Origin of the sequence: Pseudomonas sp. NPDC087346 (assembly GCF_044744235.1) — a bacterium.
Lineage (GTDB): Bacteria > Pseudomonadota > Gammaproteobacteria > Pseudomonadales > Pseudomonadaceae > Aquipseudomonas.
The window spans coordinates 155149-172266 of sequence record NZ_JBIUXX010000006.1; the positions used below are offsets into that span (position 1 = coordinate 155149).

Genomic DNA, 17118 nt, shown 5'->3' on the forward strand with positions numbered 1-17118 from the left:
TGTGGGAGCTGGCCTGCCAGCGATGGCGTCATGACAGGCGCCGAAAAACTCAAGTCGGGCAAGTCACCTTGCCGTTATCCAGCCCCTGCTTATAGCTGTGACTCTGCAGACTGGCCTTGCCGTTGTGCCAGGTCAGGGTCAGCACATACAACGAGTCAAAGTCGTTGCCTGCCCAGTCATCCGTGATGTGCTGTTTTTTGCCGACGGCGTTGCCGGCAACCTTGTTGATCAGCTCAGGCAGATAACCATGTGACCACGCGGTGTAGATGGTCGAGTTGTGATACTTGTCTTCAAGCAGCTCATGCGCCAGATCGCTGGTGTCATTCGCCGAGAACTCGATGTTCACCGGCAAACCGAGCTTGATCGCCGCAGGACTGATGGTCATCAGCGGTCGAATGTAGCTGTACGAGTTATCCAGTTCGCCTTCTTCAACATTGCGGGTCGGGTTGGCGGCAAACACATAATCGGCCTTGCCGAATTTTTCCGGCAACAGGGTCGACAGCTCGATGGCGCGGTTCAGGCCCTGGCAATTGAGCTGGCCGAGGCCGCCCTCGGGTTTTTCCGCATGGCGCAGAAACACCAGCGTCTGGGTGCCGTCCACCGGTTGGGCGCGGCTCTCGCTGGATTCCAGCGACAGCAGCAACGCACTGACCGCCAGCAGCGAGGGCAGGGCCACGTAGGCGCGATGTTTGAAACGTTTGGCGAAACTCATCAGGTTCGTCATGAAATAGGGGATTCTTCAGCAATTTCGGTTAAGGCTGACAAACCCTTACACCGCGGGCTCCCAGCGCCGGGTGTTGTCCATGTCGTTGCAACGGTCCTTTGAGGCCATCAGACCCGTTTGGTTCGATCCTAACGGCAACCCTGTCTGGCTGGAGCCCAGGTTAACCACAGGATGTTACGGTTCGTGTAGGAGCCGCAGCGGCGCTACATTATGATCAACCCTCAATTTGTGACTGGATGCTTCCCATGACCGATCTGTCCGCGTTCCCGATTACCCAGAAATGGCCGGCGCAGTACCCAGACTGGATTCAGCTCTACTCCTTGCCGACGCCCAACGGCGTCAAAGTGTCGATCATGCTGGAAGAGGTCGGCCTGCCTTACGAGCCGCACCGCGTGGGCTTCGACACCAACGATCAGTTGTCGCCGGAGTTCCTGTCGCTGAACCCGAACAACAAGATCCCGGCGATCCTCGATCCCCATGGCCCGCAAGATCAGCCGCTGCCATTGTTCGAGTCCGGCGCGATCCTGATCTACCTCGCCGACAAGAGCGGCCAGTTGCTGGCACAGGAAGGCGCGCTGCGGTACGAGACCATCCAGTGGCTGATGTTTCAGATGGGCGGTATCGGCCCGATGTTCGGCCAGCTCGGTTTCTTCAACAAATTTGCCGGCAAGGACTACGAAGACAAGCGTCCGCGTGACCGTTACGTCGACGAAAGCAAACGCCTGCTCAACGTGCTCGAAACCCGCCTCGAAGGACGCGACTGGATCATGGGCGAGCGCTACACCATCGCCGACATCGCAACCTTTCCGTGGGTGCGCAACCTGATCGGCTTCTATGAGGCCGGTGATCTGGTGGGCATCAGCAACTTCCCGAACGTCACCCGGGTGCTCGAGCGTTTTCTGGCGCGGCCGGCGGTGGTGCGTGGGTTGACCATTCCTTCATGACAGGGCCTCGCATGCGTTCCTTCGACTTTAAACAGGTTGATGTCTTCAGCCATGTCGCGCTCAAGGGCAATCCACTGGCAGTCGTGTTCGGCGCCGACTCGTTGAGCGATGAACGCATGTCGGCGTTTGCCGCCTGGACCAATCTGAGCGAAACCACGTTCATTCTGGAACCGCAGGACCCGCGCGCCGATTACCGGGTACGGATCTTCACCACCCTGAACGAGTTGCCGTTTGCCGGACACCCGACCCTCGGCACCTGTCATGCCTGGCTGGAGGCGGGCGGGGAGCCCAAGGGTGATGAAATCATTCAGGAGTGCGGGGTTGGTCTGGTGCGGATAAGGCGTCAGGGCGCTGAGTTGGCATTTCTGGCGCCGGCATTGCTGCGCACCGGGCCGGTGGAGGCTGATGTGCTCGCCCGGGTGCAGCGCGGGCTGGGTTTGGCGCAGGGCGACATTGTCCGGGCGCAATGGGTGGACAACGGCGCTGGTTGGCTGGCGGTCATGCTCGCCGATCGGCAACAGGTGTTGAATCTGGAGCCCGATCATTCGCAGATGCCGGGTTTGGCGGTCGGTGTGATTGCACCGTGCAATCCCGAGCGCGACGGCGTTGATGCGCAGTTCGAAGTACGCGCATTCATCCCCGGCGACGGCATGCCGGAAGATCCGGCGACCGGCAGCCTGAACGCAGGAATTGCCCAGTGGTTGCTTGCTGAAGGTTTGGCGCCGGACGCTTATGTGGTCAGCCAGGGCCTTACAATGGGCCGCGCCGGACGGATTCAAGTGGAGCGGGTGGGCGATGAGATCTGGATCGGCGGCTCGGTAGTCACGTGTATCAGCGGAACATTGACTCTCTAAGTATCCTCAACGCAGATTTTGGGGCGAACAGAAAGATTATTACACCCCCGGTAATGCACTCTTGATTGATCCAGGTTTGTACCCCATCCCCCGCAAGGCATAAGCTTCGCCCCCTACGACTTTCGTCTCATCTGCCGTTTTTCAGGAAAGACCCCATGTCCAGTCAGTTCCCCGAAGCACGTCCCCGCCGTCTGCGCCGCAATGCGAGCCTGCGCAGTCTGTTCCAGGAAACCGAATTCACCCTCAATGATCTGGTGCTGCCGATTTTCGTCGAAGAAGAAATCGACGACTTCGTGCCGATCAAAAGCATGCCCGGTGTGATGCGTATTCCCGAGCGCAAACTGGCCAGCGAGATCGAGCGTTATGCCCGGGCCGGGATCAAGTCGGTGATGACTTTTGGCGTGTCGCATCATCTGGATAGCAACGGCAGCGATACCTGGCGTGAAGACGGTCTGGTCTCGCGCATGTCGCGGATCGCCAAGGACGCCGTGCCGGAGATGATCGTGATGTCCGACACCTGCTTCTGCGAGTACACCGATCACGGCCATTGCGGCGTGATGCACAACCATGAAGTCGATAACGATCAGACCCTGATCAACCTCGGCAAACAAGCCGTGGCAGCTGCGTATGCCGGTGCCGACGTGATCGCGCCGTCGGCGGCGATGGACGGGCAGGTGCAGGCGATTCGCAAGGCACTGGACGCGGCGGGGTTCACCCAGACGCCGATCATGGCCTATTCGACCAAGTTCGCTTCGGCGCTCTACGGCCCGTTCCGCGAGGCCGGTGGCAGCGCGCTCAAGGGCGATCGCAAAAGCTATCAGATGAACCCGATGAACCGCCGCGAAGCGCTGCGCGAATCGTTGCTGGATGAGCAGGAAGGTGCCGATGCGCTGATGGTCAAACCGGCCGGCGCGTACCTGGACATCATCCGCGATATTCGTCAGGCCTCGAACCTGCCGCTGTCGGCGTATCAGGTCAGTGGCGAGTACGCGATGATCAAGTTCGGCGCACAGGCCGGGGCGATTGATGAAGATCGCGTGGTGCGTGAAAGCCTCGGCGCGATCAAGCGGGCGGGTGCGGATCTGATCTTCACCTACTTTGCGATGGATCTGGCTCTGGCCGGGATCTAAGCAACACCCGAGATCCAAATGTAGGAGTGAGCCTGCTCGCGATGGCGTAATGTCAGTCGGCATCGATGTTGATTGATCGAACGCTATCGCGAGCAGGCTCACTCCTACAGGGTTTTGTGGTGTGTCAGGACAATTCGAAATACGGCCTGATCCCATGATCGCGAAAGTAGCGCTCAATCACTTTCGGATCGGCGCTGCTGTCGGCAATCGCCACATAGGTGTCCGGGCGCAACAGGTAGAAACCGTTGCGGCCCAGACCCGCCGTTTCAAACGCCGGACGCCAGTCGAACACGTGCAGCGGCAAATGATGTTCAACACACCAGGCGATCATTTCGTCGCTGGTGTCGCCGTACACATGCACCTGCCAGCACGGTTGGCGTAGCGGCTCGTAATTGTCCCCCTCACCATCATGTGCCCAAGGCAAACGGTCACCACCGTGGACGTGGCCGGCGACGCCCTGGCTGAGCGGCATGCCGCGATAGTTGAGGGTCACCTGCGACACCGTGCGAAACAGAAACTCGCGGCTTGCCTCGAACGAGGCCATTTTCGGGATCAGAAACGGTGCCACACGCATGCGCAGCAGGTCGGCGATACGTCCTTCGGCGGTGACGAAACTGAAGACTTTATCGGTGGTGGACACCAGCCGCCGGGCGAAGGCGATGCGTTCGGTTTCATAGCTGTCGAGCAGTTTGGCCGTCGCGCTACCGTTGAGTACGGCGGCGAGTTTCCACGCCAGATTGATTGAGTCACCGATGCCGGTGTTCATGCCCTGACCGCCAGCGGGGCTGTGCACATGCGCCGCATCGCCGAGCAGAAACGCCCGCCCCTGACGAAAATGCTCGGCCACGCGATGATGCACGCGGTAGGTGGAGAACCAATGCACGTCTTCGATGTGTACGTTCAAGTGTTCGATGGCGCGGCTGCTGACATCGGAAAACTCCAGGGTTTCGGCGCGCTCCGCACGTTCGTCGCGCACGGTGCCGATCAATCTTGCGCGGCCTTCGCCGGCCAGCGGGAACACCGCGAGAAAGTCCGCTTCATCGAGATCGATATGCAACTCGCCATTGAGCGCCGGGCCGCTGGCCTTGACGTCAGCAACGTAGAAAATCTGCTGGTAAGTGCCACCGGGGAAACCGGCATCGAGGGATTTACGCACCACTGAACGCGCGCCGTCGCATCCAGCGACATAGCAGGCCTGACAGATTTCCTGCTCGCCATCGGGTCGGCGCAAATGGGCGGTAATGCCGTCGGCGGTTTGTTCGAAACTCTCCAGTTCAGTGTTGCGCTCAACCACCACGCCATAGTCTTCGAGGCGCTCGATCAGCAGCCGTTCGTGTTCGTCCTGCGGGAAAATCTCGATAAACGAATAAGGCGTCAGACCTTCGCCGATACGGTTCAGCGGTAACTGCGCGACCGGTTTGCCCTTGACCCAGAAATTCGCCGCCGCCACCCGGTGGCCGTTGCGCACCACGGCGTCTGCCAGGTCCAGTTGCCGGTACAACTCCAGCGTACGGGCCTGCACCGCCAGTGCCCGGGACGTGGTGCCGGGGGCTGAGGTCTTGTCGATGATGCGTGCGCGGACCCCGAGTTTGCTCAGCCACAGGGCCAATACCAGCCCGGTGGGGCCGGCGCCGATGATCAGTACGTCGCTGCGGTTCATGGGCGGTGCTCCATTTGCTGTGCAGCAAGTATGGATCAGACGGGCAGGGCGGCCAGTTGGCCTGCCAGACGGAAAAAGGCCCCGCAGCGATGAAGCTGTGGGGCCTTTTTTGTTTTGGCTGGGCTTTTGTGTTTAGAAGTCGATGGTGCCCGACAACTTCGCCACCCGCGGTTCACCCTGGGTCAGATAACCACCCTGAGCCGATTCCCAATACTTCTTGTTTGCCAGGTTCTCTACACCCAGACGCAGGGTCACGTCTTTCTCCGAGACCTTGAAGGCATAACGCGCGCCAGCGTCGAAGCGGTTCCAGGTCGGCAGGCTGAGGTTGTTCGCCGCGTCGGCATATTGGCCGCCGGTACGCAGCATCCGCGCATTCAGCGCTACGCCTTGCAGGCCGGGTACGTCCCAGTCCGCGCCAGCGTTGAACTGGAAGGTCGGAACGCCGATGGCGCGGTTGCCGTCGTTGGCGCCGTTCAGGGTGTTCTTCAGTTCGGTGTCCATCAAGGTCAGGCCGCTGATCAGGCGCAGGCCGCTGATTGGCTCGCCGAACACGTTCATTTCCACGCCTTTGTTGATCTGCTCGCCTTCACGCACGTAGGTGCAGGTGGTGGCGCTGTTGATTTCACAGTAACCGTCGCTCGGCTGCTCGATGCGGTAAACACCCAGGCTCGCGCCGTACGTGCCCATGTCGACTTTCACCCCGACTTCGGTCTGCTTGGAGCGGGCCGGTGCGTAGACTTCGTTGCCGTTGGTCACGCGGAAGCCGCCAGTGCTGGTCGGCGAGGTCGGACCCTGCGCCAGGCCTTCGATATGGTTGGCGTAGAGCGACACGTGCTCCCATGGCTTGAACACGACGCCATAGACCGGCGTGGTGATCGATTCGTCGTAGCTCGACTTGCGGCTGCCGCTGCCATAACTGGCGTAGTTGTAGCCTTGCACCACCAGTTGTTGACGGCGCAGGCCAGCGGTGATCAGCAGGCGATCATCGAAGAAACCGAGGGTGTCGGAAAGTGCCACGCTGCGGTTGAAGGTCTTGCCGGTGATGCCCGGATCACTGAGGTCGCCGCCGGAGAAATTGCCGTTCGGCGCTGGGGTTTCTACCGGGTGGTAGATGTTGTTGGCGTACTTGGTCAGGTCAAAGTCATAGGCGCTGCGTTGCTCGGTCCAGATACCGGTCAGGCCGAAATTGAGCTTGTGGCTGACTGAGCCGGTGTTGAATTTGCCGTTGAGGCCGGCCATGACGCTGGTGTTGTCTTCGTCGTGGGGAATGAACGAGCCCGTGGTGAACGATGCACCGTTATTGCCGACCAGCGTGGTGGAGTTGTAGTTACCGACTTCGCGGGTATGTTTGGCGCCGCCAGCGGCATAGGCCGTCCAGTTTTCGTTCAGGTCATATTCGGCGCGCATCATGCCGAAGGTGTCTTCGATATCGGTGTAGCCCCACTTCGGCGCGTAGTTGGTGTCGGCCGATGGCGCGTCCGGAATGTGCGTGGCGGTGCCGAGGTTGACCGAGTTGCGGCCACCGTTGACGCGTTCTTTCTGGTAGGCGAAGTCGCCGGAAATGCGCAGTGCGTCGCCGCGATAATCGAGGCCGATGGCGAACAGTTTCGAGCGCTGGTTCTCGTGATCGATGCCGGTATCGCCTTCGCGCTGGGACAAGTTGAGCCGTGCGCCGAAGCGGTTGTCTTCACCGAAACGCTGGCCGAGGTCGAGGTGCTGTCCGATGCGGCCTTCGCTGTTGATGTCGGTGGTGTAGCGGCGCAGCGGCACGTCGCCGGCGCGTTTTGGCTGCAGATTGACGCCGCCACCGATGCCGGAACCGGTCGGGGTCACGCCGTTGATAAAGGCGTTCGGGCCTTTGAATACTTCCACGCGCTCCAGAGCGTCGGTAGAAATGATCTGTCGTGGCAGCACGCCGTACAGACCGTTATAGGAAATGTCGTCGCCAGTCAGCGGCAGGCCGCGGATCATGAAGATCTGCGCCTGATTGGAGAAACCGGAAGCCTGGCGCACCGACGAATCATTGAGCAGCACGTCGGCGACGTTTTCGGCTTGTTGATCCTGAATCAGTTGTTCGGTGTAGGACGCCGCGCTGAACGGCACATCCATCATGTCCTGATTGCCCAGCACGCCCAACTGGCCGCCGCGTGAAACCTGACCACCCGCGTAAGCCGGGGGCAGGGCGTCTGGCGCAGGTGCCTGGGCGTTGATGTTGACGTTATCCAGCACCAACTCTTTGCCATCGTTTTCGGTGGCGGCGTGGGCGGTGACGGTCAGAGAGCACAGCAGGGCGAGAAGCGTCGGGCGAAAAGGGACGCCGAGTCGAGCTGGAGCGGGCATGGGTGGTTCCTGGAGGCGCGCGGCCAATGGGAAAAATTAAGGGCGGCGCGGGAACTCCTTGCGCAAATGCGACTCCAGGTGCAAATGATAGGTTTTCTCAGTAACGTTTTGCAATCAATTTGTCATCAGTGCTCAAAGCTTTAATCCAGAGCATTCCACTGAACCATTGTGGTGTGGGGGGCACTTATTAGGAGTTCTGGTCTGCGCCATTGGATTGACCTATGGTGAACCCGGCACAACGGACTTGATGGAGCACCATGCACACCCCTCGATTACTGATCAGCCTCGCCGCACTGCTGGTGTTGGCCGGTTGCGCCGGCCAGCGCAATAACGAACCAGCGCCGCGTGCGCCCGCCGAAGTGAAGGCTGAAATAGTCCGGCTGATGCCGGCAAAAGCCGGCGACCGCCAAGGCTGGGCCACGGATATCTATGCCGCGTTCGCCGCGCAGAAAATCAGCCCGACCACCCAAAACCTCTGCGCAGTGCTGGCCGTTACCGAGCAGGAATCGACCTTCCAGGTCGATCCAACCGTGCCGGGCCTGGGCAAGATCGCCCGCGACGAAATCGACCGTCGTGCCGGCAAAGTACACATCCCCAGCCTGTTGGTCAGCGGCGCGCTCGCCGTGCGTTCACCCACCGGCAAAACCTACAGCGAACGCCTGAGCGCGGCGCGTAGCGAGAAAGAGCTGAGCGCGATTTTCGATGACTTCATCGGCATGGTGCCGATGGGCCGTACCTTGTTCGGCGGTTTCAACCCGGTCCACACCGGCGGGCCGATGCAGGTCAGCATCGAGTTTGCCGAGAAGCACGCCAAGGATTATCCGTACCCGGTCAAAGATACGATTCGCCACGAAGTGTTCAGTCGTCGCGGCGGCATGTATTTCGGCATCGCGCATTTGCTCGGTTACCCGGTGAACTATCGTGAGCCGTTGTACCGTTTCGCCGATTTCAACGCCGGTTGGTACGCCAGCCGCAACGCCGCGTTCCAGAACGCCGTCAGTCGCGCCTCGGGCATTCCATTGGCGCTGGACGGCGACGTGATCCGTTATGACTCGATCATGCCCGGCAGTACGGAGCTGGCGGTGCGCACCCTCGGTAAATCATTGGGCATGCGCAACCCGACCATTCGCGATCAACTGGAGAAGGGCAACACCCTGGAGTTCGAGGAGACCAAACTCTATCAACGGGTGTTCGAATTGGCGGAGAAAGCCGAGGGCAAAACATTACCGCGCGCACTGCTGCCGGGGATCGTCCTGCAAAGCCCGAAAATTACCCGCAAACTGACCACGGCGTGGTTCGCCAAGCGAGTCGATGAGCGATACAAACGCTGCATGGCGAAGTAAGAAGTCGCATTTATTAACTTCGAATTTAAAATGCCGGTTTTAGTGCCAAAGAATCTAGCGGACTGTCAGAGTTGACAGTTATTAGATTAGTTTTTGCCAGTTAGCCTGATGTTTCAAATCAGGAGGAAACTGACATGAACGATGAAATCAAAACAATCCTCGCGGATGTTACGGTCGGTGATCGGTTGGACGGTACCAAAAGCATCTCAGGGATATTTGAAAGTTATGACGAAAAGACTGATGAGTTAGTGCTGAGGGTTGTTGGGGGAGATGAGTTAGTGGTTTTTAAAGGTGTGGAGATTGTTACGTTGAACAAAGTCGCAATTGTAGCAAAGATGGAGGGTCAATCTTGTCCTGGTCTCGATAGTCTCGTTCAGCAGATACTTGATAACTCAGATTCGGTATTTACTGTCACTAGCCAACGGCCTATCAGCTAAAGCACCTTCACCGCCCGGCCGATCGCCTGAATCGGCCCGGTCGGTTTGCCAATCGGTGAGCCGTTGGCGCCTTCCAGTGTCAGCTCAAACAACTGGTTCGGTTGCAGCGGCGGTAGCTTGTCCAGCGGGATCGACAGCGCCTGCCCGGGCTTGACCAGCCCCAGCGACACCGGCCCTTGCCAGCCATCCGCCTTGGTCCAGAACTCCAGCGCCTTGTCCGCCGGCACTTCGACCACACCCAGCGGAATCAGCTGAATCTCCCGCGTATTGCTGGCCTGAATCACCCAGCCCGGCGCCTTGTCTTGCGGTGCAACCAGCACCACCAGATAGCTCGGTTTTGGCGTGGTCTGTGTCAGCAGGATTGAGCCCAGCAGCAAGGTTGCCGCCAGACCCGCAGCACTCAGCCCTCGCCACAGCGGCAGCAGATTCCACCAGGATGTTGCCGCTCGGGCCGTTACTGTCGGCGTCAGTCGTTCGACACTGCGCTCAATCCTCGGCCACAAATGCGCTGATGGCTGATGCGACCCGGCAAAGTCAGTCAGGTCCAGCAGGCGCCGCTCCCAGGCATCCACGTCGGCCCGTAACTCGGGCTCACTCGACAGGCGCCGTTGTACTGCGGCGCGTTCATCAGGCGATAGGGTGCCGAGCACGTATTCGCTGGCCAGTTCATCGCGTTCCTGTGCCGATTCGAGGGTCATCCCATGCACTCCCGCAACGCATTGAGGCTGCGTTTGATCCAGGCTTTGACGGTGCCCAGCGGCGTGTCGAGGCGAGTGGCAATTTGTACGTGGCTGTAGCCATCGACATAGGCGTGGAGAATGCACAGCCGACGCTGCGGCTCCAGTTGCCCCAGACAATGGTGAATGCGCGCCGAATGCGCCTGCGCGTCGAAGCCGTCATCGTCTTGCCAATGCACTTGATGATCCTCTTCGAGCAGCGTTTCGCGGCCATGATTGCGCAGTAGGTTCAACGCCAGATGCCGTGTCACGCTGAACATCCAGCCACGCGCTGAACCGCGTGCCGGGTCAAACCCTGCCGCACCGTTCCAGATCTTGATAAATGCGTCATGAACAACATCCTCCGCCAGCGCCGTGTCACGCACCAGTCGCTTGGCCACGCCGAGCAGGCGCGGGCCTTCCTGCACGTACAAACGGTGCAGGGCCGCACGCTCGCCGCGAGCGCAGGCAGCGAGGTGGGCTTCGTAATCGAATAAGGTTTCGGGTAAGGACATGCTCTGCAATCTAGCTCATATTCCGCAAATCACATGAATCCCTGTAGGAGCTGCCGAAGGCTGCGATCTTTTGATGTTGATTTAAAAAACAAGATCAAAAGATCGCAGCCTGCGGCAGCTCCTACAGGTTATGTGTTGTTGGTAAAAAGTCAGTTCGCGGCCCAGAAAATATAATCCGCCTGATACTTCACCACTTCCTGCTTGCCCTTGTTCGCCGCCGTGCATTCACTGCCCGGCGCCACGCCGCCCTTGAGCGCCACGCGCTGAATGTAACTCACACCGCTCATCGCGCCTTTACCCTCGGCAGGATTGGCCTTGACCAGTTGATACGGCAGATTGCCCGGACTCGACGGCGCGACCGCCAGTTGCGTGCCGGTGATTTTCGAACCGTCCTTGGCCTGCCAGGTGGCCGGCGGGCCGAAGTAGGTGCCAACTTGTTTGCCGCTGCGATCATTGAGCACCGCTTTCGGGCCGACGAACGTCCACTCGGTCTGCCCGGCAGCATTGGGCTTGTCGCGGCACTCATAAGTGATCTCGCCGACCCCGGTGGTTTCCATCGCGACCTTGTGGCCGTCCGGGACTTTGATGCTGTCGGGCAGGCCGCTTTGCGCGAAGACGGTCGAGGTGGCTGCAAGCAAACCGGTGAGGCAAATCAGCTGGGTGATGTTCATCAGTTGTGTTCTCCGAGAAGGGTCAATCGCTGGCAGCCGAGAAGGGGCTGTTACAGGGACTACCCGTGACGGAGGCTTTTGGATGCAGTGGCCGGAAAATATTTTTCAGTCACTGCGGTACCTGTGGGAGCTGGCTTGCCAGCGATAGCGGTTTGTCAGAAAAATGAATGTCGACTGGTGCGACGCCATCGCTGGCAAGCCAGCTCCCACAGGGTTCTTCGTCGGGCTTGAGGCTGGAGGCTTTCAGCAGTTCCTGGGTGTAAGGGTGCTGCGGCGCCGCAAATATCTCCCGCGACGAGCCCTGTTCCACCACTTTGCCATCCTTGATCACCATCAAGTCATGCGCCAGCGCATGCACCACCGCCAGATCATGGCTGATGAACAAATACGTCAACCCATGCTTGATCTGCAATTGCCGCAACAACTCCACCACCTGCTTCTGCACCGTGCGATCCAGCGCCGAGGTCGGTTCATCCAGCAGAATCAGCGCCGGTTCCAGCACCAATGCGCGGGCGATGGAGATGCGCTGGCGCTGGCCACCGGAAAACTCGTGGGGATAACGATGGCGACTCTGCGGATCAAGCCCGACCTCTTCGAGCACACGAATCACCGCCGCCTCGCGCTCAGCCTCGGTACCGATGCCGTGGGTCAGCAAGCCTTCGGCGATGATTTGCTGCACCGACATCCGTGGGCTGAGGCTGCCGAACGGGTCCTGAAACACCACCTGAATCTGCCGCCTCAATGGCCGCATCAAGCGCTGGCTGAGCAGGCTCAATTGCTTGTTGCCAAAACGGATGCTGCCCTCGGATTCCACCAACCGCAGAATCGCCTGACCCAACGTCGATTTGCCCGAACCGGACTCGCCGACAATCCCCAGCGTCTTGCCGCGTTGCAGGCTGAAACTGACGCCATCGACCGCTTTGATGTACTCCTGCTGCCGACTGAACATCGGCTTGGGCAACGGAAACCAGACCTTCAGATCATCGACTTCCAGCAGGTTGTGATCGTACAGACTCGGTACCGGCGCGCCGCTCGGTTCGGCCTCGATCAGCAAGCGGCTGTAAGAGTGTTGCGGTGCGCGAAACAGCGTTTCGCAATCTGCCTGTTCGACGATTTCGCCGTGACGCATCACGCACACACGCTGGGCGATCCTGCGCACCAGATTGAGGTCGTGGCTGATCAGCAGCAGTGACATGCCGAGGCGTTGCTGCAACTCGATCAACAGTTCGAGAATCTTCTGCTGCACTGTTACGTCCAGCGCCGTGGTCGGTTCATCGGCGATTAACAACTCCGGTTCGTTGGCCAGCGCCATCGCAATCATCACTCGTTGCCGCTGACCACCGGAGAGCTGGTGGGGATAGGCTTTCAGTCTCTGTAACGGTTGGCGAATGCCCACCAGCTCCAGCAGTTCCAGCGTACGTTCACGGGCGGCGCGGCCCTTCAAGCCCTTGTGGATTTCCAGCACTTCGCTGACCTGTTTTTCCACGGTGTGCAGCGGATTGAGCGAGGTCATCGGCTCCTGGAAAATCATCGCGATGCGATTGCCGCGCAAGCCGCGCATCTGTTGCTCGCTGGCATGCAGCAATTCCACGCCGTTGTAGCGAATGCTGCCACTGCTGCTGACGGTTTTACCCGGCAGCAGACGCAGGATCGAATGCGCCGTCACCGACTTGCCCGAGCCCGATTCACCGACCAGCGCCAGGCACTCGCCACGGCGGATATCGAGGTTCAAGCCATGCACCACTGGCTGCCCGGCGAAGGCCACGCGCAGGTCGCGAATTTCAATCAGGTTGTCGTTCATTTCAGCTCCGGGGATCGAATGCATCACGGCAAGCCTCACCGATGAAAACCAGCAAAGAAAGAATCAGCGCCAAGGCAAAAAACGCCGTCAGCCCCAGCCACGGCGCTTGCAGATTGCGCTTGGCCTGGCCAATCAACTCACCCAGTGACGCGGTGCCGGCAGGCATGCCGAAACCGAGAAAATCCAGTGCGGTGAGGGTGGCAATCGCGCCGGTCAAAATGAACGGCAGGTAGGTGAGGGTGGAGGTCATGGCGTTGGGCAGGATGTGGCGGCACATCAGCTCGTTATCTGTCAGGCCCAGCGCCCGCGCCGCTTTGACGTATTCCAGATTGCGCCCACGCAGGAACTCGGCACGCACCACATCGACCAGCGCCAGCCAGGAAAACAGCGCCATGATCCCCAGCAACCACCAGAAACTCGGCGAGACGAAACCGGACAAAATGATCAGCAGGTACAGCACCGGCAACCCCGACCAAATCTCCAGCACCCGTTGTCCGAGCAGATCGACCCAGCCGCCGTAGTAACCCTGCAACGCACCGGCGACGATGCCGACCAGCGCACTGATGCCGGTGAGGATCAAGGCAAACAGAATCGAAATCCGCGTGCCGAAAATCACCCGCGCCAACACATCCCGCGCCTGATCGTCGGTGCCCAACCAGTTGCTGGTCGAGGGCGGACTTGGCGCCGGTTCGGTGAGGTCGTAATTGACCGTGTCGTAACTGAACGGGATCGGCGGAAACAGCATCCAGCCGCCCTGGCCTTCGATCAGCTTGTGCACGTAATCGCTGGCGTAATCCGGCTGAAACGGCAGTTCGCCGCCGAAATCGGTTTCCAGATAATCGCTGAGGATCGGGAAATAAAAGGCGTCGTGGTAGCGGATCACCAGTGGTTTGTCGTTGGCGATCAGTTCGCCGCCGAGGCAGATCAGGCACAGGCCGATGAACAGCCACAGCGACCAGCGCCCACGCCGATTGGCCTTGAATTGCGCGATGCGCCGCTGGCCCAGAGGGGAAAGAGTGAACATCAGGCAGTCCTCGCCGAGAAGTCGATGCGCGGGTCGAGCAGGGTGTAGCAGAGGTCGCCGATCAGCTTGATCAGCAAGCCGAACAGGGTGAACAGAAACAGCGCGCCGAACACCACCGGGTAGTCGCGTGATACCGCCGCTTCGTAGCTCATGCGCCCGAGGCCATCGAGGTTGAAGATGGTTTCGATCAACAACGAACCGGCGAAAAACACTTCGATCAGCGCCGACGGCACGCCCGCCACCACCAACAGCATGGCGTTGCGAAACACATGGCCGTAGAGCACGCGGCGCTCGGTCAGACCCTTGGCCCGTGCGGTAATCACGTACTGGCGGCTGATCTCGTTGAGGAAACTGTTTTTGGTGAGGATCGTCAGCGTGGCGAAACCGCCGATCACCAGCGCCGTCACCGGCAACACCAGATGCCAGAGGTAGTCGCCGACCTTGCCCAATGTGCTGAGGCTGTCGAAGTTGTCCGAGACCAGACCCTGCACCGGAAACCAGTTGACGTAGCTGCCACCGGCAAACACCACGATCAACAGAATCGCGAACAGAAATGCAGGCATCGCGTAACCGATGATGATCGCCGTGCTGCTCCAGACATCGAAGGCGCTGCCGTTCTTGATCGCTTTGCGAATGCCCAGCGGGATCGAGATCAGGTAAGTGATCAGCGTCGCCCATAACCCGAGCGACAGCGACACCGGCAGTTTCTGCACGATCAGGTCAGTGACCTTGGCGCCGCGAAAGAAACTGCAGCCCAGGTCCAGTTGCGCGTAGTTTTTCAGCATCAGCCACAGGCGTTCGTGCATCGGTTTGTCGAAGCCGTAGTGGTGTTTGATTTCCTCGATCAGCGCCGGGTCCAGACCTCGGCTGCTGCGCCCGGCACCGCCAATCGCCGCGACTTCGCCGCCACCGCCCATGCCGTGGTTGCCGAAGCCTTGCAGACGGGCAATGGCTTGCTCCACCGGGCCACCCGGTGCGGCCTGCACGATGAGGAAATTGACCACCAGAATGCACAGCAACGTCGGGATGATCAGCAGCAGGCGGCGACTCAGATAGCGCAGCATGTCACTGGCCCCCCGCGAGTTGGGCGTTCATCTGTTGGCGGGTCAGCGGCTTGGCCGACACCTCCCACCAGGTTTCCAGCCCTTCGTTGTACAGCGGCTGGTGCGCGGGCATGCCGAAACGGTTTTGATACACCGTCGGCGTGCCTTTGGAGTAGTAGTTGGGAATCATGTAGTAACCCCATTGCAGCACCCGGTCGAGGGCGCGGGCGTAATGCACCATGGCGTCGCGGGTGTTGGCCTGCACCAGGCCGTCGATCAATTGATCCACCGCCGGATTGGCCAGCACCATCGAATTCGAACTGCCGATCTGCGTGGCACTTTGCGAGGCGTAGAGGCTGTACAGCTCACGCCCCGGCGAGACGATCGGATCGCCACTGCGCGGGAAACTGGTGACGATCATGTCGTAGTCCCGGGCGTTGAGACGGTTGACGTATTGCGCCGAATCGATCCGCCGCAGATTGAGGGTGATGCCGATCTGCGCGAGGGTGCGTTTGAACGGCAGGAGCATGCGGTCGAAACCACCCTGACCGTCGAGGAAAGTGAACTCCAATTGTTCGCCGTCAGCGTTCACCAGCCGATTGTTTTGCGGCGTCCAGCCTGCCTCGGCGAGCAGCTTCAGCGCTTGCAGTTGCTTGTCGCGGATGTAGCCGCTGCCATCGGTTTTCGGCGCCTGATAGACCTCGGTAAACACCTCGTCCGGGATCTGTCCGCGCAGGGGTTCGAGGATCTTCAATTCCTCCGCATCGGGCAGGGCGGTGGCGGCCATTTCGCTCTTCGGCCAGTAGCTGTTCTGGCGTACATAGAAGCCGCGCATCATCTGCTTGTTGGTCCACTCGAAATCCCACAACAGGCTGATCGCCTGACGTACGCGACGATCCTTGAACGCCGGGTTTTGCAGGTTGAACACAAAGCCCTGGGCAGCCGTCGGTTTTTCCGGGGCCAGAATCGATTGCTGCAAACGGCCGTCGCGCAGTGCCGGGCTGTCGTAGCCGACCACGTAACCGGACGAAGAAAACTCGCGGTTGTAGTCGAACGCGGCGGCTTGCAGCAGTTGCCTCGCGACGTCGGTGTCGCCGTAGAAATTCACGGTCAGGCTGTCGAAGTTGTACAGGCCGCGACTGACCGGCAGGTCTTTGCCCCACCAATCCGGATCACGCGCAAAACTGATGCTGCGCCCGGCATCGACCTTGCTCACCCGATACGGGCCGCTGCCCAGCGGTGGTTCGAAACCGCCGCCGTTGGCGAAGTCGCGGGTCTGCCACCAGTGTTCGGGCACCACGCGCATCGTCGCCAGATCCAGCGCCAGCGTGCGGTTGAGGTTGTTCTTGAAGGTGAAACGCACCTGACGCGGCCCTTCGATCACCACGTCCTGCACGTCGGCGTATTGCTGGCGATAACTCAGGCTGCCCTTGGTCATCAGCAGATTGAAGGTGTAGCGCACGTCTTCAGCGGTGATCGGCTTGCCGTCGGCGAAGCGTGCCTTGGGATTCAACGTGAAGCGCACCCACAGGCCTTCGGGGTCGCGTTGCATTTTCTCGGCGACCAGCCCGTAGACGGTGTAGGGCTCGTCCAGTGAGCGAAACGCCAGTGGCGAATACACCCAGTCATTGACCTGCACCACCGAGATGCCTTGGTCGGCATAGGGCGTGATGTAGTTGTACTGGCCGATCTCCATCGACGCGCGGCTGAGCGAACCACCCTTGGGCGCGTCGGGATTGACGAAGTCGAAATGCTCGAAACCCGCCGGGTATTTCGGCGCCTCGCCGTACACCGTCATCGCATAACTGCCGACGGCCAGCGCCGGTGCCACATTGCACAGCAGCGCGCCGCCAAGCAGCAGGCCTGCCATGTTGCGCATGAAAGTCATGAAGTCACTCCTGAGGCCCTGAAAGATC

Annotated in this window: 15 protein-coding genes; 5 read left to right on the forward strand and 10 right to left on the reverse strand. The window is 60.1% G+C overall.

Annotated elements, in window-relative coordinates:
- Positions 1-49: 49 nt before the first annotated feature.
- The gene (locus ACIOZM_RS05975) at positions 50-724 is read right to left on the reverse strand and encodes a histidine phosphatase family protein (protein ID WP_401210654.1); all 675 of its coding nucleotides are present in this window, start codon (positions 722-724) and stop codon (positions 50-52) included.
- A 245-nt stretch (positions 725-969) separates the two neighbouring features.
- On the opposite strand from ACIOZM_RS05975, the gene ACIOZM_RS05980 reads away from it, so the two are divergent.
- From ACIOZM_RS05980 to hemB, 3 genes are all read left to right on the forward strand, one after another.
- The gene (locus ACIOZM_RS05980; protein WP_401210657.1) at positions 970-1668 is read left to right on the forward strand and encodes a glutathione S-transferase family protein; all 699 of its coding nucleotides are present in this window, start codon (positions 970-972) and stop codon (positions 1666-1668) included.
- A gap of 11 nt (positions 1669-1679) precedes the next feature.
- Entirely contained in the window at positions 1680-2522 is an 843-nt protein-coding gene (locus ACIOZM_RS05985) for a PhzF family phenazine biosynthesis protein (RefSeq protein ID WP_401210659.1), read from the forward strand.
- A gap of 155 nt (positions 2523-2677) precedes the next feature.
- On the forward strand, positions 2678-3652 hold the full coding sequence (gene hemB, locus ACIOZM_RS05990; RefSeq protein WP_401210661.1) for a porphobilinogen synthase: 975 nt from the start codon (positions 2678-2680) through the stop codon (positions 3650-3652).
- A 124-nt stretch (positions 3653-3776) separates the two neighbouring features.
- Here the strand turns inward: hemB and ACIOZM_RS05995 are convergent, their stop codons facing one another.
- Entirely contained in the window at positions 3777-5312 is a 1536-nt protein-coding gene (locus tag ACIOZM_RS05995; RefSeq protein WP_401210663.1) for an FAD-dependent monooxygenase, read from the reverse strand.
- A 132-nt stretch (positions 5313-5444) separates the two neighbouring features.
- Positions 5445-7652, reverse strand: coding sequence for a TonB-dependent receptor (locus ACIOZM_RS06000; protein WP_401210665.1), 2208 nt, complete (start codon positions 7650-7652; stop codon positions 5445-5447).
- Positions 7653-7909: 257 nt separating this feature from the next.
- Between ACIOZM_RS06000 and ACIOZM_RS06005 the strand changes: the two genes are divergently transcribed.
- Both ACIOZM_RS06005 and ACIOZM_RS06010 read left to right on the forward strand, forming a co-directional pair.
- Entirely contained in the window at positions 7910-8995 is a 1086-nt protein-coding gene (locus tag ACIOZM_RS06005; RefSeq protein WP_401210668.1) for a DUF1615 domain-containing protein, read from the forward strand.
- A 134-nt stretch (positions 8996-9129) separates the two neighbouring features.
- The gene (locus tag ACIOZM_RS06010) at positions 9130-9432 is read left to right on the forward strand and encodes a hypothetical protein (protein WP_401210670.1); all 303 of its coding nucleotides are present in this window, start codon (positions 9130-9132) and stop codon (positions 9430-9432) included.
- Here the strand turns inward: ACIOZM_RS06010 and ACIOZM_RS06015 are convergent.
- The 7 genes from ACIOZM_RS06015 to ACIOZM_RS06045 all read right to left on the reverse strand — a co-directional run bounded on the left by ACIOZM_RS06015 (position 9429) and on the right by ACIOZM_RS06045 (position 17090).
- Positions 9429-10130 carry an anti-sigma factor domain-containing protein gene (locus tag ACIOZM_RS06015; RefSeq protein WP_401210673.1) on the reverse strand — a complete coding sequence of 234 codons (702 nt, stop codon included), beginning with the start codon at positions 10128-10130 and terminating at the stop codon, positions 9429-9431. The genes ACIOZM_RS06010 and ACIOZM_RS06015 overlap by 4 nt on opposite strands.
- Positions 10127-10663, reverse strand: a complete 537-nt coding sequence (locus ACIOZM_RS06020) for a sigma-70 family RNA polymerase sigma factor (RefSeq protein ID WP_401210675.1) — start codon at positions 10661-10663, stop codon at positions 10127-10129. The genes ACIOZM_RS06015 and ACIOZM_RS06020 overlap by 4 nt, the downstream gene beginning before the upstream one ends.
- 149 nt (positions 10664-10812) lie before the next feature.
- On the reverse strand, positions 10813-11334 hold the full coding sequence (locus tag ACIOZM_RS06025) for a DUF3455 domain-containing protein (protein ID WP_401210678.1): 522 nt from the start codon (positions 11332-11334) through the stop codon (positions 10813-10815).
- Positions 11335-11443: 109 nt separating this feature from the next.
- Positions 11444-13135 carry an ABC transporter ATP-binding protein gene (locus ACIOZM_RS06030; RefSeq protein ID WP_401210681.1) on the reverse strand — a complete coding sequence of 564 codons (1692 nt, stop codon included), beginning with the start codon at positions 13133-13135 and terminating at the stop codon, positions 11444-11446.
- Position 13136: 1 nt separating this feature from the next.
- Positions 13137-14159 (reverse strand): ABC transporter permease, encoded by a 1023-nt coding sequence (locus tag ACIOZM_RS06035; RefSeq protein ID WP_401210684.1) that lies wholly within the window; start codon positions 14157-14159, stop codon positions 13137-13139.
- Positions 14159-15223, reverse strand: coding sequence for a microcin C ABC transporter permease YejB (locus tag ACIOZM_RS06040; RefSeq protein WP_401210686.1), 1065 nt, complete (start codon positions 15221-15223; stop codon positions 14159-14161). Before ACIOZM_RS06040 ends, ACIOZM_RS06035 begins: the two co-directional genes overlap by 1 nt.
- A gap of 1 nt (position 15224) precedes the next feature.
- Positions 15225-17090, reverse strand: coding sequence for an extracellular solute-binding protein (locus ACIOZM_RS06045; RefSeq protein WP_401210689.1), 1866 nt, complete (start codon positions 17088-17090; stop codon positions 15225-15227).
- Positions 17091-17118: the final 28 nt, after the last annotated feature.

Excerpts from the sequence above, each read along its gene's own strand:
- ACIOZM_RS05975 (WP_401210654.1), bottom strand. The coding sequence starts at position 724 with ATGACGAACCTGATGAGTTTCGCCAAACGTTTCAAACATCGCGCCTAC.
- ACIOZM_RS05980 (WP_401210657.1), top strand. The coding sequence starts at position 970 with ATGACCGATCTGTCCGCGTTCCCGATTACCCAGAAATGGCCGGCGCAG.
- ACIOZM_RS05985 (WP_401210659.1), top strand. The coding sequence starts at position 1,680 with ATGCGTTCCTTCGACTTTAAACAGGTTGATGTCTTCAGCCATGTCGCG.
- hemB (WP_401210661.1), top strand. The coding sequence starts at position 2,678 with ATGTCCAGTCAGTTCCCCGAAGCACGTCCCCGCCGTCTGCGCCGCAAT.
- ACIOZM_RS05995 (WP_401210663.1), bottom strand. The coding sequence starts at position 5,312 with ATGAACCGCAGCGACGTACTGATCATCGGCGCCGGCCCCACCGGGCTG.
- ACIOZM_RS06000 (WP_401210665.1), bottom strand. The coding sequence starts at position 7,652 with ATGCCCGCTCCAGCTCGACTCGGCGTCCCTTTTCGCCCGACGCTTCTC.
- ACIOZM_RS06005 (WP_401210668.1), top strand. The coding sequence starts at position 7,910 with ATGCACACCCCTCGATTACTGATCAGCCTCGCCGCACTGCTGGTGTTG.
- ACIOZM_RS06010 (WP_401210670.1), top strand. The coding sequence starts at position 9,130 with ATGAACGATGAAATCAAAACAATCCTCGCGGATGTTACGGTCGGTGAT.
- ACIOZM_RS06015 (WP_401210673.1), bottom strand. The coding sequence starts at position 10,130 with ATGACCCTCGAATCGGCACAGGAACGCGATGAACTGGCCAGCGAATAC.
- ACIOZM_RS06020 (WP_401210675.1), bottom strand. The coding sequence starts at position 10,663 with ATGTCCTTACCCGAAACCTTATTCGATTACGAAGCCCACCTCGCTGCC.
- ACIOZM_RS06025 (WP_401210678.1), bottom strand. The coding sequence starts at position 11,334 with ATGAACATCACCCAGCTGATTTGCCTCACCGGTTTGCTTGCAGCCACC.
- ACIOZM_RS06030 (WP_401210681.1), bottom strand. The coding sequence starts at position 13,135 with ATGAACGACAACCTGATTGAAATTCGCGACCTGCGCGTGGCCTTCGCC.
- ACIOZM_RS06035 (WP_401210684.1), bottom strand. The coding sequence starts at position 14,159 with ATGTTCACTCTTTCCCCTCTGGGCCAGCGGCGCATCGCGCAATTCAAG.
- ACIOZM_RS06040 (WP_401210686.1), bottom strand. The coding sequence starts at position 15,223 with ATGCTGCGCTATCTGAGTCGCCGCCTGCTGCTGATCATCCCGACGTTG.
- ACIOZM_RS06045 (WP_401210689.1), bottom strand. The coding sequence starts at position 17,090 with ATGACTTTCATGCGCAACATGGCAGGCCTGCTGCTTGGCGGCGCGCTG.